Source organism: Streptomyces sp. NPDC050548, assembly GCF_044457385.1.
Classification (GTDB): domain Bacteria; phylum Actinomycetota; class Actinomycetes; order Streptomycetales; family Streptomycetaceae; genus Streptomyces.
Map to the genome: position 1 here is coordinate 96,409 of NZ_JBITGV010000007.1, position 14,776 is coordinate 111,184.

The 14,776-nt window shown below is 68.6% G+C and carries 13 protein-coding genes; 7 read left to right on the forward strand and 6 right to left on the reverse strand.

Going from position 1 to position 14,776, the window contains the following annotated elements; genetic code table 11:
• The first annotated feature begins 13 nt into the window (after positions 1-13).
• On the forward strand, positions 14-1,078 hold the full coding sequence (locus ACIBJH_RS20785; protein ID WP_399118290.1) for an AI-2E family transporter: 1,065 nt from the start codon (positions 14-16) through the stop codon (positions 1,076-1,078).
• Here the strand turns inward: ACIBJH_RS20785 and ACIBJH_RS20790 are convergent.
• Positions 1,030-3,174 carry a SpoIIE family protein phosphatase gene (locus ACIBJH_RS20790; protein WP_399118291.1) on the reverse strand — a complete coding sequence of 715 codons (2,145 nt, stop codon included), beginning with the start codon at positions 3,172-3,174 and terminating at the stop codon, positions 1,030-1,032. The two genes, ACIBJH_RS20785 and ACIBJH_RS20790, sit on opposite strands and share 49 nt — an antisense overlap.
• Positions 3,175-3,339: 165 nt before the next feature.
• Between ACIBJH_RS20790 and aspS the strand changes: the two genes are divergently transcribed.
• The 3 genes from aspS to ACIBJH_RS20805 all read left to right on the forward strand — a co-directional run bounded on the left by aspS (position 3,340) and on the right by ACIBJH_RS20805 (position 6,698).
• Positions 3,340-5,103 (forward strand): aspartate--tRNA ligase, encoded by a 1,764-nt coding sequence (gene aspS, locus ACIBJH_RS20795; protein WP_399118292.1) that lies wholly within the window; start codon positions 3,340-3,342, stop codon positions 5,101-5,103.
• Positions 5,104-5,259: 156 nt separating this feature from the next.
• Positions 5,260-6,180: an intradiol ring-cleavage dioxygenase gene (locus ACIBJH_RS20800; RefSeq protein ID WP_399118293.1), complete on the forward strand. Its 921-nt coding sequence runs from the start codon at positions 5,260-5,262 to the stop codon at positions 6,178-6,180.
• Positions 6,181-6,254: 74 nt separating this feature from the next.
• Positions 6,255-6,698 carry a hypothetical protein gene (locus tag ACIBJH_RS20805; protein ID WP_399118294.1) on the forward strand — a complete coding sequence of 148 codons (444 nt, stop codon included), beginning with the start codon at positions 6,255-6,257 and terminating at the stop codon, positions 6,696-6,698.
• A 72-nt stretch (positions 6,699-6,770) separates the two neighbouring features.
• On the opposite strand, the gene ACIBJH_RS20810 is transcribed toward ACIBJH_RS20805, so the two are convergent.
• Positions 6,771-7,724, reverse strand: coding sequence for a hypothetical protein (locus ACIBJH_RS20810; protein ID WP_399118295.1), 954 nt, complete (start codon positions 7,722-7,724; stop codon positions 6,771-6,773).
• 80 nt (positions 7,725-7,804) lie between these two features.
• Positions 7,805-8,245 (reverse strand): ATP-binding protein, encoded by a 441-nt coding sequence (locus ACIBJH_RS20815; RefSeq protein ID WP_399118296.1) that lies wholly within the window; start codon positions 8,243-8,245, stop codon positions 7,805-7,807.
• A 224-nt stretch (positions 8,246-8,469) separates the two neighbouring features.
• Here ACIBJH_RS20815 and ACIBJH_RS20820 point away from each other — a divergent pair, with 224 nt between their 5' ends.
• Both ACIBJH_RS20820 and ACIBJH_RS20825 read left to right on the forward strand, forming a co-directional pair.
• On the forward strand, positions 8,470-9,309 hold the full coding sequence (locus tag ACIBJH_RS20820) for a helix-turn-helix transcriptional regulator (protein WP_399118297.1): 840 nt from the start codon (positions 8,470-8,472) through the stop codon (positions 9,307-9,309).
• A gap of 2 nt (positions 9,310-9,311) precedes the next feature.
• Entirely contained in the window at positions 9,312-9,500 is a 189-nt protein-coding gene (locus ACIBJH_RS20825; RefSeq protein WP_399118298.1) for a DUF397 domain-containing protein, read from the forward strand.
• On the opposite strand, the gene ACIBJH_RS20830 is transcribed toward ACIBJH_RS20825, so the two are convergent.
• Positions 9,473-12,157 carry an ATP-binding protein gene (locus tag ACIBJH_RS20830; RefSeq protein WP_399118299.1) on the reverse strand — a complete coding sequence of 895 codons (2,685 nt, stop codon included), beginning with the start codon at positions 12,155-12,157 and terminating at the stop codon, positions 9,473-9,475. The two genes, ACIBJH_RS20825 and ACIBJH_RS20830, sit on opposite strands and share 28 nt — an antisense overlap.
• Positions 12,158-12,166: 9 nt before the next feature.
• Positions 12,167-12,652, reverse strand: a complete 486-nt coding sequence (locus tag ACIBJH_RS20835; protein WP_399118300.1) for a hypothetical protein — start codon at positions 12,650-12,652, stop codon at positions 12,167-12,169.
• Positions 12,653-12,832: 180 nt separating this feature from the next.
• On the opposite strand from ACIBJH_RS20835, the gene ACIBJH_RS20840 reads away from it, so the two are divergent.
• The gene (locus ACIBJH_RS20840) at positions 12,833-14,206 is read left to right on the forward strand and encodes a polysaccharide lyase family 1 protein (protein WP_399118301.1); all 1,374 of its coding nucleotides are present in this window, start codon (positions 12,833-12,835) and stop codon (positions 14,204-14,206) included.
• A gap of 50 nt (positions 14,207-14,256) precedes the next feature.
• Here ACIBJH_RS20840 and ACIBJH_RS20845 read toward each other — a convergent pair whose 3' ends face one another.
• Positions 14,257-14,733, reverse strand: a complete 477-nt coding sequence (locus ACIBJH_RS20845; protein ID WP_399118302.1) for a hypothetical protein — start codon at positions 14,731-14,733, stop codon at positions 14,257-14,259.
• Between the last annotated feature and the right edge of the window lie 43 nt (positions 14,734-14,776).

A 14,776-nucleotide genomic window follows, 5' to 3' on the forward strand; every position in this document is an offset into this window, starting at 1 on the left:
GTCGGCTGGGACCGTGCAGCTGCTCCCGGATCCCGTACGACGGCTCGCCGCCTGGTGCGCCGTCGTCCTGCTCGTCTCCGGGGTCGTCTACGTCGGGATCCGGCTCTGCGCCGAGTTCAGGACCGCGGTCACGCCCGTGCTGCTCGCCCTGCTCGGCACCGCGCTGCTCGGGCCGCTGTACCGGCGGCTGGTGAAGGCCGGGGTCAACCGGTCCGTGGCCGCGGCCATCACCTGTGTCGCCGTCGTCGCCGCGGTCGGCGGTGCCGTCTACATCGTCGTGGCCGCGCTGATCGACACCGGGGACCAGATCGTGTCCTCGCTCAAGGACGCGGCGAACTCCGTCTCCGACCACTTCGGGGCCGCCGGGACCTCACTGGACGACCTGGCCTCCAACGCCAAGGAACTGCTCACCAAGTTCGGCGGGACGGCCGCCTCCAACGTGATCAGCGGGGTCAGTGTCGTCGGCGAGGCCATCGCCATGGCCGTACTGGCGCTGCTGCTCGTCTTCTTCTTCCTGCGCGACTCCCACCTCGCCACCGGACTGCTGCGCTCGCTCGCCCCGCACGGCACCGCCGACGTCGTCGAGGCCATGGCGCGCCGGGCCTTCGAGGGCGTCGAGGGCTTCATGCGCGGCACCACCGTGATCGCCCTCATCGACGCCACCTGCATCGGCATCGGCCTGCTCGTGCTGGACGTGCCCGGGGCGGTGGGCCTGGCCGCACTGGTCTTCCTCGGCGCCTACGTCCCCTACCTCGGCGCGTTCCTGTCCGGCGCGGTCGCCGTGCTGGTCGCGCTCGCCGACCGGGGTGCCGTCATCGCGCTGTGGGTCCTCGGGATCGTCGTCGCGGTGCAGGTCCTGGAGGGACACGTCCTCCAGCCGGCGATCCAGAGCCGGACCGTGCAGATGCACCCGGCGGTCGTGATGATCGCGATCACCGCCGGAGCCTCCGTGGCCGGCATCCTCGGCATGCTGCTCGCGGTCCCGCTGACGGCCGCCGTCTTCGGCGTCGTCCACGAACTGCGGGCCCGCTACGGCACGGCGGACCCCGCCGCGGAACCGTCGCCGTCGGACTCGTAGAGCTCGAACCAGATGCTCTTGCCCTCGCCCCTCGGGTCCACGCCCCAGGTCTCGGCGAGCAGCTCGATCAGCAGCAACCCGCGCCCGGAGGACGCCAGTTCACCGGGGTGCCGCTTGTGCGGGAGGTCATCGCCCGCGTCCGTGACCTCGACCCGCATCCGCCGCTCACCGGGTTCACCGGCCACCTCGGCGGTCAGCAGGGCGTCGGCGTCGGTGTGCACGAGGACGTTGGTGAGCATCTCGGAGACGAGCAGCACCGCCGAGTCGACCTGGTCGTCGCCGGTCCAGTCGTGGAGGAGTTCGCGCAGCTGCTGCCGGGCCACCGCGATCCGTTCGGGCTCGGCCTGCGCGACCGTGAGGACCGTACGGCGGATCTTCGGCGCCTCGGTCACGGTGTCGCCGCAGCCGCAGCTCTCGCCCTCCCGGGACAGCAGGAGTACGGCGATGTCGTCCTCGCGGCGGTCGGCGAGCGGGCCGGTGGTGTGGTGCGAGGAGGGCCCGTGGACGGCCTGGACGAGCGCGTCGGCCAGTTCCTCCAGGTCGCCCTTGTGCTCCTCCAGGATGGTCCGGATGCGCTGCCAGCCGGTCTCCAGGTCGTGGCCGCCGGTCTCGATCAGCCCGTCGGTGCAGATCAGCATGGTCTCGCCGGACTCCAGGGCGAGCGTGGTCGTCGGATAGTCGGCGTCCGGGTCGATGCCGAGCGGCAGCCCGCCGGCCGTGGGCCGTGTCAGCACCGTCCCGTCCGCCATGCGTATCGCGGGGTCGGGATGGCCGGCGCGGGCGATCTCCAGCACGCCGGTCTCCGGGTCGGCCTCGACGTAGAGGCAGGTCGCGAAGCGCGGGTCGGTGATCTCCGCGCCGCCGTTGGTGATGCCGTGCAGGAAGCGGGAGGCGCGCGACAGCACGGCGTCCGGGCGGTGGCCCTCGGAGGCGTAGGCGCGCAGGGCGATGCGGAGCTGCCCCATCAGCCCGGCGGCGCGCACGTCGTGCCCCTGGACGTCGCCGATGACCAGCGCGATTCTCCCGTTCGGCAGCGGGATCATGTCGTACCAGTCGCCGCCGACCTGGAGGCCGCCGCCCGTCGGTATGTAGCGGGCGGCGACGCTCATGCCCGGGATCTCCGGGCCCAGAGTGGGCAGCATCGAGCGCTGGAGTCCGTCGGTCAGTTCCCGCTCGGACTCGGCGACACCGGCCCGGGACAGGGCCTGGGCGAGCATCCGGGCGACCGTGGTGAGGACGGACCGCTCGTCCGGAGTGAAGGCGACGGGATAGGTGAAGGCGGCCATCCAGGCGCCCATCGTGCGCCCGGCGACGGTCAGCGGCAGGAACGCCCAGGACTGCCGGTGGAAGTGCTGCGCGAGGGGCCAGGTGACCGGGTAGCGGGACTTGTACTGCTCGGGCGTGGACAGATACACGGCACGGCCGGTCCGGACGACCTCGGCGGCCGGATAGTCGGTCCCCGTGGACATGTGCGAGAACGGGTCCTCGTCGCCGGGCTGGTGCCCGTGGTGCCCGATGATCGTGAGCCGGTCGCCCGACACCCCGAACACGGCGAGGCCGTCCGGGGAGAAGCCCGGCATCGACAGGCCCGCCGCGACCCGCAGCACCTCCGCCGTGGACCGTGCCTCCGCGAGCGCGCGGCCCGCGTCCAGCAGGAACGCCTCGCGGGAGCGCCGCCAGTCACCGGTGACCGCCGTCCGCCCGGCGGGCGTGCCCGGCGTGGGCTCGGTGACCTCCTGGAGGGTGCCGATCAGCTCGAACGACCGGGTCTTGGGGTCGTAGGACGGCTTGGAACGGCTGCGGACGGTGCGGATCACCCGGCCCCGTCCGTCCATGATCCGGATGCGGACCTCGGCGAGGGTGTCTTCGGCGACGGCAAGGCCGACGACCCCGGCGATCTCGTTCCAGTCGACGGGGTGAAGTCTGGCCCGGGTCTGGGCCTCCGTGAGGGTGGTCGGCTCGGCGGGCAGCCCGAGCAGCCGTGCGGCCTCGGCGTCCACCGTGACCAGCTCCGTGGCGGTGTCCCAATGCCACAGACCGGTCGCGAGGGCGGCGAGTACCTCCCCCACGGCGGGCAGGGGCTCACCAGTGCGCATTGACCCACTCTAAGAAGAGGAGATCGGTAAGTGCCACCGATGGGGTCCCCGGTTAGTGGTGGGGAGGCGATCAATGGGTGGCCGGTACCCTTGGGACGTCCGGGCTCCGGCCCCGGACGTTTCACGTGAAACACTCCCCGATCCGCGAAGGCTGGATGAACGACGATGCATCGGTACAGGTCCCACACCTGCGGCGAGCTCCGCGCCTCTGACGTCGGCACCGACGTCCGGCTGAGTGGCTGGCTGCACAATCGGCGCGACCTGGGCGGCATCCTCTTCATCGATCTGCGCGATCACTACGGCATCACGCAGCTCGTCGCCCGCCCCGGTACGCCCGCGTACGAGGCTCTCGACAAGGTCACGAAGGAGTCGACGGTCCGCGTCGACGGCAAGGTCGTCTCCCGGGGCACGGACAACGTGAACCCGGACCTGCCGACCGGTGAGATCGAGGTCGAGGTCGGCGAGGTCGAGCTGCTCGGTGCCGCCGCCCCGCTGCCCTTCACGATCAACACCGAGGACGGGGTCAACGAGGAGCGGCGCCTTGAGTACCGCTTCCTGGACCTGCGCCGCGAGCGCATGCACCGCAACATCATGCTGCGGTCCTCGGTGATCGCCTCGATCCGCTCGAAGATGGTCGCCCTCGGCTTCAACGAGATGGCCACCCCGATCCTCTCCGCGACCTCCCCCGAGGGCGCGCGCGACTTCGTGGTCCCGTCCCGCCTGAACCCGGGCAAGTTCTACGCCCTCCCGCAGGCCCCGCAGCAGTTCAAGCAGCTGCTGATGATCTCCGGCTTCGACCGCTACTTCCAGATCGCGCCCTGCTTCCGCGACGAGGACGCGCGTGCGGACCGCTCGCCGGGCGAGTTCTACCAGCTCGACGTCGAGATGAGCTTCGTCGAGCAGGAGGACGTCTTCCAGCCGATCGAGAAGCTCATGACGGAGCTGTTCACGGAGTTCGGCGGCGGCCAGGAGGTCACCTCGCCCTTCCCGCGGATCCCGTTCCGCGAGTCGATGCTGAAGTACGGCTCCGACAAGCCGGACCTGCGCGCCAAGCTCGAACTCACCGACATCACCGACATCTTCGAGGGCTCGGAGTTCAAGGCGTTCGCCGGCAAGCACGTGCGCGCGCTGCCGGTGCCGGACGTCTCCGCCCAGCCCCGCAAGTTCTTCGACCAGCTCGGCGACTTCGCGGTCACCCTCGGCGCGAAGGGCCTGGCCTGGGTCCGTGTGACCGAGGACGGTTCGCTGACGGGCCCGATCGCGAAGTTCCTCACGGAGGAGAACGTCGCCGAGCTGACCAAGCGCCTGTCGCTGGCCGCCGGCCACGCGGTCTTCTTCGGCGCGGGCGAGTTCGAAGAGGTCTCGAAGATCATGGGCGCGGTGCGGGTGGAGGCCGCGAAGCGTGCCGGCCACTTCGAAGAGAACGTCTTCCGCTTCTGCTGGATCGTCGACTTCCCGATGTACGAGAAGGACGAGGAGACCGGGAAGATCGACTTCTCGCACAACCCGTTCTCGATGCCGCAGGGCGGTCTGGAGGCCCTGGAGACCCAGGACCCGCTGGACATCCTGGGCTGGCAGTACGACATCGTCTGCAACGGCGTCGAGCTGTCCTCCGGCGCGATCCGGAACCACGAGCCGGACATCATGCTCAAGGCCTTCGAGATCGCGGGCTACGACCGCGAGACCGTCGAGGAGCAGTTCGCCGGCATGCTGCGCGCGTTCCGCTTCGGCGCCCCGCCGCACGGCGGGATCGCCCCCGGCGTCGACCGCATCGTCATGCTGCTCGCGGAGGAGCCGAACATCCGCGAGACGATCTCCTTCCCGCTCAACGGCAACGCCCAGGACCTGATGATGGGCGCACCGACGGAGCTGGACGAGACGCGACTGCGGGAGCTGCATCTGTCGGTGCGGAAGCCGCAGCCGAAGTAGTAGGAAGTAGTAGGCATCTGGCGGAAGTTGGGGCTCGGAACCGGCATCGGTTTCGAGCCCTTTCGCTTGCTCACAGGATTCACAGCGCATTCTCATGTTCATGTCATGCGGGGCGCCCCTAGCGTCCAGGGCATGACGGATACCCGAGTACCCCCCATGGATTCTGAAGTCCCCGAGGAAAAGGGGCAGTTGGCGCGCCGTACGGTCCTGGTGGCCGGGGGTGCGGCGGTGACGGCGGTGGGTGTCGGCGGCACCCTCGCGGCGAACGCTTCGGCGGCGCCCGAGGACGTGCCCCAGGACGCCTGCTACACACTCACCTCGGAACTGGTCGAGGGCCCGTACTACATCGACGCCGACAAGATCCGCCGCGATGTGACGGAGGACCAGGAGGGCATCCCGCTCACCCTGGCCCTGAAGGTGATCGACGCCGACACGTGCAGACCGCTCCGCAACGCGGCCGTGGACATCTGGCACTGCAACGCGACGGGCGTCTACTCCGGCTACGAGGCGGGCGGGGGCGGCGGGCCGGCCCCCACGGGCGCACCGCCCTCCGGTACCCCGACCGGCACCCCGACGGGTGGCCCGCCGCCCGGTGGCGGCGGAGGTCACCAGGATCCGACCGACGACGACCGCTTCCTGCGCGGCACCTGGCACACCGACCGCCACGGCCAGGTCACGTTCAAGACGGTGTTCCCCGGCTGGTACCAGGGCCGCTGCGTCCACATCCACGTCAAGGTCCACGTCGACGGCGAGTGGACGGACGCGGGCTACGAGGGCGGCCACACCTGCCACACGGGCCAGCTCTTCTTCGACGAGAAGTCGGTCCTCGCGACGGCGGTCCTGGAGCCGTACGTCTCCAACACGACGACCCGCACGACCCTCACCGAGGACGGCATCTACCCGCAGAACGGCCACGAGGGCGGCCTGCTCTACCTCAAGTACGACAGACGGCACATCGGCCGGGGCGTACACGCGCGGCTGACGCTGGCGGTGGCACCGGACGAGACGAACGACGGGGAGGGCGGCGGAGGCCCGGGCCCGTCGGCTTCGGCATCACCGTCGGCCACGACAGGCTGACGCCACACCGGCCTCGTACGGCTCTCTGGCACCCCGCCATGGAAACCTCGCAGCGGACGCACAGGAATATCGATGTGCCCGCACAGAGGCAGGGCGTGTCATGGACGTACGAGGCCGGAACCGCCCGGCCCGTGGACCGTGAAGGCCGGGAGGAAGCGATGGGATACGTCGTACTCGCACTGCTGTTGACAGCCGGGGCGGCGTTCGCCGTCGTCGCGCAGCGCCGCTCGCACCGGCCACGGGCCCTGTCCGACCTGGACGCGGAGGTCGAGGCCAGCGGCTGGGTGCTACGGCTCGGCGCGAGCCTGTCGGTCCCCGAGGCGCGGATCTGGGCGGGAGCCGGCGAGACGGCGACCCGCGCACTGACCGACGCCGCCGAGTGCCACCGCGCCGCCGGGACCCGGCTGGCCTCGGCCCACACGGCGGACGAGTACGCCGAGGCGACGCGGGTGGCCAAGGAGGGCCTTGCCCATATCGCTACGGCGCGGGCGGCGCTGGGAGCTGTGGTGGCGGCGTGAGAGATCAGCCGAGGCCGCGGCGCTGCCACCAACGGCGTCTTACGTACGGCCCGCCCGTTCGGCCTTGAGTCGTCAGACCTGGTCGGTTCCGGCCTGGTGCTGCGGTGCCCCAGGGCTCTCGACGAACAGATCCTCCGCCGCGGACGCGGTCAGGGAACGGTCGAACCAGAGGGTGAGGGTGTCGAGGTCGGTGCAGGAGGTGATGCGTTCACGGATGGGCTCAGGGACGTCGATGCCATGCTTTTCCAGCACGCGCAGGATCAGCGAGGCGCGGTCTTCGGCTTTGCCCTCCGTCTTGCCCTCGGCCTTCCCTTCGGCCTTGCCCTCCAGGTACTTCTCCTCGAACAGCGTCCCGTGGCCCGGGAAGTGGGTGATGACCTTCGACATCAGATCTCTCCATTTCTCCTTGGCCGGAGTGTTCTCCAGGCCGACTTCCATCACCTCGAACCAGTACGCCGTGGTGTCCGGATCGAATGACAGGAGTCCACGGAGCATCGCTTCCAGTATGGCGGGCGCTCTGCGGTCGTCGCTATGAACGATCGCCGAGAGCACCGACAACGCTGGCTGCCGGGTCACCATCGACTCGTCGGTGATCACCGGGACCGTGCCCGGTCCCAGCACGAACGGACGCGTGACCTGGGTCGACCACGGACCGACAGCGCACTCGAAGGGACCGGCTGCCCACTTCGCTGTCGACCGGTCCCGGCAGACGGCCACCAGCAGCACCGGCATGTCGTACTTCGCGCTGAGGTGCGCCACGTAGTACGCCCAGCTCTTTGCCTTGTCCGGGTCCTTTTTGGTCTGGGCCTCGATGGCGAGCAGGAAGCTCTCTCCCATGGCGGGTTCGAACTTGAGCACCGTGTCCACTCGGCGCTCCAGGGGCCGGATCTCGGTGGCGTCGGGTGTGATCGAGCCGAAGTCCGACTTCGCGGGCGGCGGGATGCCCAGTGACTCGAAGACGAGGGTGAGGGCCTCCGGATGCTCCTGGAAGAGCCGGTGGGTCGCCTCGTGGGTTGATGTGACCATGTGCGCAACCTAGATGGATCAAGGACCGGGTTGTCCGGCCGATCGGGATGGGTTCACTCTTTCGAGGGGCGAGTGAACGTTCAGGCAGCCGTGGTCAGTTCGCACCAGACGTATTTGCCCTTGCTGCCGTTCCTGGACAGCGGCTGCCAGCCCCACAGGTCCGCGCAGGCCTTGACCAGGCCCAGACCGCGGCCCTCCTCCAGGTCCAGGAGCTTGGCCAACTCCCTTGGTGGTTCCGGGGGTTCGGGGTTCGCGTCCCAGGCGCCGACGCGGAGGGTGCCGGGTTTCCAGGAGACCCGCAGGATTACCGGGCCTTTCGTGTGGCGTACGGCGTTGGAGACCAGCTCCGTTGCCAGGAGTTCGGCGGTGTCGACCAGGCCGATCAGTCCGTGCATCGTGAGGATCAGGCGGAGGGTGCGGCGGCTGACGGTGACTGCGCGGAGGTCGTGGGGGATGGTGAGGGTGTATTCCCAGGGGGCGGCTGGGGCGGCTGGGGTGGCTGGTTCCTCGGTTTCGGGCATGCGTGACTCCTGGTCAGGGAGGGGGAATTGGGGGTGGGAATGCGTTGCGGGTTGGCGGGCGGTGGCTTGTCGCGGCCGTCATGGCAGGGCGGGGCGGTGCGCTTCCGGGGTCCCGGTGTTCCGCAGGGTGTGCGTCGCGTCACTGACGGTAGAGAATAAAGTTAGTACGGCGCAACCTGTTGTCGTAACCTGGTCACCCAATGTGGTGGAGGTGGGAGGCGTAGGTGCCACGGAAGCAGCCGACAGCCCGACAGCGGCGGCTGGGGCGGGAGTTGCGCAGGCTGCGAGAAGCGGCGGGTCTGACGGCGCGCCAGGCGGCCGAGTCGCTGGGAACGATCTCGGTGACGATGAGCCAGATCGAGTCAGGCGTCGCCGGCGTCAGTGAGGCACGAGTGCGGCGGATTGCGGCTCAATACGCCTGCACGGACACGCAGTTGATCGACGCGCTGGTGGGGATGGCGACGGAGCGCACCGATGGATGGTGGGAGGAGTACCGGGACGGGCTGCCGCCCATGTTCCTCGATTTGGCGGAGTTGCAGCACCATGCGACGTTCCTGCAGGAGATCGCCACGGCGCATGTACCGGGTTTGCTGCAGATCGAGGACTACGCACGTGCTGTATTTGCCTACTGGCGACCCGAAATCCCGGAAAACGAGATGGAGTTGAGGGTCGAGCACCGGATACGGCGACAGGTAGACCTTGGGATGGCTCCATACACGGCGGTATTGCACGAACCGGTGCTGCGTACCCGGGTCGCGAACCGGCGTGTGGCACGGGCTCAGCTTGATGCCGTACTGGAACGGTCTGACGCTCCCGGCGTCACCGTACGGGTGATTCCGTTTGACGTGGACGGCTTCGCGGGTGCGAGTGCGGAGCTCCTGTACGCCGGCGGTCGGGTGCCCGCGCTGGATACGGCTCAGCGGGACACCCCTCAGGGGACGGCCTTCATCGACGCACCGGCCCAACTCCTGTCCCTGCGAACGCTCTTTCGTAAGGTGGAAGCGGTGTCCCTCGAACCGGCCCGGTCCCGGGACTACCTCCATCGTCTGGCGAAGGAGCTGTAGACGTGATCCTGTGGCAGAAGTCGACCTTCTCCAGCGGAAGCGACGGGGCAAACTGCGTGGAAGTGGCGGCCTCCGAAGAGCAGGTACTCCTCCGCGAGAGCGACGACCCTGACCGAATACTCCCGCTCACTCCCACTGGCCTCGCCGCTCTCCTTCAGCGCCTTCAGGCCGGGGGGCGGGTTAGGAGGTAGCCCGAGATGGGGACCGGGCTCTCCTCGTCCAGGTGGCGGGCGTCGGACCAGTTGCGTTGTTCGACGGGTGAGAGCAGGGACTCGACCGTGCACGACCATGTCTGGCATAGGGCTCGCAGGAAGCGTCCGTAGAGGCCGCCCGACAAGCGCCACCATTCCTTCTGCCAGGTCGGCATGATGTCGTTGCGCGCGGACTCGTATGCGAGGTCGCGATTCTCGACATCTGGGAAGACGTCGGACAGCGGTGGGTTGAGGACTCTGGCGGTGATGACGATCCAGTTGTCGGGGAGCTGCACAGTCTGCCCGGACAGGTAGTGATAGACCTCCGGAGGTCGGCTTCGCCAGGTCAGGGGCAGACCGGTAGCCATGAAGACCTCGTTCTTCCGTGCGGTCCAGTCGGCGATGTCGGCCGGGCGCAGGACACCCTCCGCCGTGAGGGCAAAGGCGACGTCGTCGGCGAGTTCGTTGAACGCGTTGTTGAGGGTGTAGGCCAGCTCCAGCTGGACCGGGTCTCCGAACTGCCCGTTGCCACGGAGTTGTTGCTCCTGCCGTCGCATCCAGAGCCGAATCTGGTCCTGGTTCGCGACGAGGCCCGCCCGGTCCCGTGAAGCCCGGCTGGGCTGACCGGCGAGGTAGCCTGCGAAGGAAATCGACTCGTCGGCGAGCAGGCCGTTCACCGTGACGATCCCCTGGAAGTGGCGCCGAGACAGGTAGTACATGTCGTTCCAGAGCGTGGCCAGTCCGATGCGCCTTCCTTTGCCGTCCAGCAGCTCGGTAGCCCGCGCGATAAAGTCGTCCCGCAACTGGAGGCGTTGCTTCTCCTCTCCGACGCGCCGGTTGTCGGCTGCGGGAGGGTAGAGGCGGTCGAAGACCTCGTCCGGTGCTCCCGCGGCCAGCGAGAAGGGGGCCAGGACATCGGGTGCGGTGGTGCCGGGTTCCCAGCTGTGGATGGGCACCGCGTTCTCCAGTGCCAGCCGCCGGACCAGCTGGGTGAGCCGATCGTCATCGGTCTTGTAGAGCACTCCCTTTACGTCGTTTGGGCCTCTCTTGAGCGTGACGTGCACGGTCGTGCCCTCCGGAACCCAGTCCTGTGTGGGCAGAGGCGTGAGCAGGGGGCGACGATCGGGACCGTCGAAGGTGAGGCGACGGGCGTCGTGGGTGGAAGAGTCGTAGCGACGGGTGGTCAGCTCGACGCGGTCGCCGAGCAGGAAGACTGAGAAGAAGCCGATGCCGAACCGGCCGCTGGGCCGGAAGCCGCCGTCGGCCAGTCCGGGGAGCCTGTTGCGGATACTCGGGGAACTCCAGCCACTCTTGCCGAAGTCGAGGAGACCGTGGATGAGGGTCTCCTCGTCCATGCCGATGCCGTTGTCGCGGATCTCCAGGCACCAGCCGCCGCCGGTCTCGGTCAGCCGTACCTCGATGCGCCCCTCCGTGAAGCCGGGTTGCAGAGCGCGGCGAGCCTGGACGGCGTCCTGAGCGTTCTGGATCAGTTCCCGTACGGCGACCTCGGGCTCGTCGCCGTACAGCTGCTCCCCGCCCAGGCTCTTGACCAGGGCAGGGACGTCGGAGACCTTGACGGTCGCGTCGATGGGGCGCCAGCCCTGCACGCGGAAGAGTTCGGCGAAGCGCTCGGGGGAGTCAACCCCGGCGACCGCGCGGGCGGCGAGCCGATCCCGGCCGAGGTCGTGTAAGAGGGAGTCGACCGACTTCAACTCCTCGTCGATTCGGCGCAGATAGTCGAGGGCCAGCCACCAGGACGCCGCGTCCTGCGAGGAGAAGGGGCGCAGCGAGGTGTACCGCACCCGGTCGCCCTTCAGATGCGGGCGGCTGATGTGTTCCTGGAACCGCCAGTGCTCGCGTGCCGTGCCCAGCGGATTGCGTAGGGAGAACAGCAGGGTCGGAGCCCGGCGGCTGTCGATCTGCGTCGCGTCGGCCAGTCGCAGAACGCAGGCCAGCTTCAGCGGTTCGATGGTCCACTCGCTCGGCTGCCAGGGCAACGAGCCTATGGTGTGCCCGAATTCGCCCGCGAGCCGTCCCACCGGCCACCAGTGGCTGGCCGCCAGGTCACCGATCAGCGGGCCGTAGACCTCGCGCAGTTGGACTTCCTCGATCAGGAACATCGGGTTGCCCGTGCTGGACTGCCAGGGCTGATCCACCAGTCGTCGGGCCTGCTCGGCATGCGTCTGCCGGATCGCCGTCGCCAGGCAGGCGTCCGTGACCTCGTCGGGCGGCGAGTCGAGTTCCTCGCCGTCCGGCCAGCACCCACGCCGCTCGTAGTACGTCACCGACACCAGATCGCGCCACCGCTTCTCGCCCAGGGTCTCGCGCACACTCGTCCCGTACGCCGCCTCGCCCATCGCCGCGTCGTGCAACACGAAGGCACAGCCCAGCACATATGCCTCGGCGGGATTCAACGTCACCTGCCGCCCGCACACGAGATCGGCCGTCTCCCACAGCGCGTCGACATGGCTGATGTCGTGCACGGTGAAGTCGGGCATGCTGCGCTCGTTCTCCTTAAGGAGAACGGCCGCCTTCCTGCGTAGTTCGACGTACGACGTCCGCAGCCGTTCGCGCTGTTCGGCCTGGGCGTCACCGCCCGGACGCGGGGCGAGGGTGTCCTGCCACAGGGGCGTGCTGGTGTAGTCGTGCTCTGACACCGGGGACGATCACCTCATTGCCGGCAGGAGGAGAAACGCGGCGAGCACCCACATGGTGATCACCGAGACGAGGATGAAGAGCAGCACGTAAGTCTCGTACCAGCGAAGGAAGTTGCCGGGACGTGGGCGCTTGCGGAAGCCGGGGCCGACGATCTCGTCGACGAGGTCGCACTCTTCGTTGCGAAAGTCGAGCCAGGACAGGGCGCCCACCACGATGAGTGTGCTGGTGAACGCGGCGACCACGGTGACGAGGGTCAGCAGCCCGATGACTCCGCCTCGTGCGGTGGCGGGCGGCACGTCCCACTTGCGGTAGCCCACGAAGAGGGCGAGGGCCGCGCTGACGAGTCCCGTGGCGAGCGTCTGGTAGAGGGCCAGGAAGCGGTGGGCGTTCTCGTTGACCGCGTGTATCTGCTGAAGGATGTACCGATACCGCTCGAGCGCGAACTCGTTGCGGACCGAAGCCGCTTCCGGCCTCGTCTCCCCCGGTGCCGCCATCGCCCCCCACTCGTCTGAGCCTCTATCAGCATAGGTAACTCGGCTCCGCTTGGCATCCGTTGTCGCTCAGCCGATGAAGGGAGAGGGCACGAAAAGAAATGAACACGTTCACGGCAACCTTCTTGATCCTCACGGCCACTGAGGAGTCGTAACCCCCTCCCCGCACCGAAGGACTCCCCCGTGGCCGCCAGCGCTTCACCCGCCCCTTCCCACCGCCGCTCCCTCCGCAAGCGTCGCACCGTCGTCATCACCGCCGCCGCAGCCGCCGCAGGCATCGGCGCCGGCATCCTCGTGCTCAACGCGAACGCGGCCAGCACCACCGCGACCGCCGTCGACCTGTACCACCAGACGCTCGCAGCCAAGGACGGCTGGGCCTCGTCCGGGACCGGTACCACCGGGGGTGCGAAGGCCGATGCCGCGCACACCTTCACCGTGAGTACGCGGGCGCAGCTCGTGAAGGCGTTGGGGTCGGCCAGTGACACCACGCCGCGGATCGTGAAGATCAAGGGGACGATCGACGCCAACACCGATGACTCGGGGAAGAAGCTGAGCTGCGCCAACTACGCGGCGGGGACCGGGTATTCGCTGTCCACGTATCTGAAGGCCTTCGACCCCTCCACCTACGGCACCTCCAAGCTGCCCTCCGGTACGCAGGAGACGGCGCGGGCGGCGGCGCAGGCCAAGCAGGGGAAGAACATCATCTTCCGCGTGCCCGCCAACACGACCGTCGTGGGCGTGCCCGGCACCAACGCCGGGATCACCGGGGGCATGCTCCAGATACAGGGCGTCGACAACGTCATCGTGCGGAACCTGGCCTTCGCCGCCACCCAGGACTGCTTCCCGCAGTGGGACCCGACGGACGGGGACAGCGGGAACTGGAACTCGCAGTACGACGCCGTGACGTTGCGCGGGGCGACGCATGTCTGGGCGGACCACAACACGTTCACCGACGCCCCGGGGCTGGACACCTCCGACCCGACCTACTACGGGCGCCAGTACCAGATCCACGACGGCGACCTCGACATCACCAAGGGCTCGGACCTGGTGACCGTCGAGCGCAACCAGTTCACCAACCACGACAAGACGATGCTCATCGGCAGCAGCGACACCGACAGCGTCGGCAAGCTGCGCGTCTCCATCCACCACAACGTGTGGAAGGGGATCGTGCAGCGCGCGCCGCTGGCCCGGATCGGGCAGATTCATATTTACAACAACTTCTACGACACCACGAACCTCAACGGGTACGTCCTCCAGTACAGCGTCAACTCGCGCGCCAAGGCGCAGGTCGTCGCCGAGGACAACTACTGGAAGATTCCCGCGAGTCAGAAGGTCGGCAAGCTGTTCAGCGGTGACGGGACCGGGGCCATCGCCGGTGGCGGGAACCTCGTCAACGGGACTGTCACCGACCTCGTCGCCGCCTACAACGCCGCCAACTCCAAGAAGCTGAAGACGACCGTGAACTGGACGCCGACCCTCACGGCCGGCCTGGAGACCTCCGCCAAGAACCTGCCGACGGAGCTCGCGACCACCACTGGAGCCGGGGTGCTCAAGTAGCGGTCGCGCTCTGGAGCCGCAACTTCCCTTGCCGACAGGGCAGTTGCGGCTCAGCTGTCGTACGTGCCGTCCCACGGCGGCCCGAAGGCGTGCCGGTCCGGGTACAGCTCGGCCCAGCTGCCGTCCTCGTCCTCCTCGACCAGCAGGCCGAACAGGACGCCGTCCACGGTGCGTTGGAAGGGGCGGACCGCGATGTCGGTGTAGCTGCGGCGGGGGAGGGCGCGGAGCAGTTTCGCCAGGTGGATGCGGGCCTGGGAGAGGACCGAACCGTCGCCGTGCGGGGCGCGCTGCTGCTCGGCCCAGGTGCCGGCGCACCAGATCTCCGAGTCGCGGTACCGGCCCGCGGCGTCGAAGGTGTGGAGCACCGTGTAGAGACGTTTCTGCTCTTCCCAGCCGTCGGCGGGACGGAAACCCTGGGGGAACGCGTAGGTGACCGACGCCAGGAACTGACCGTCCGCGTAGCGGCCGACGGCCCCGCTGCGCTGATTCGGGTCGTAGGCGATCGGGATGACCTCGGGGACTGCCATGGCGGCACCTTACGGGTTGGCGCGAACACGTCTACGTCGGGGT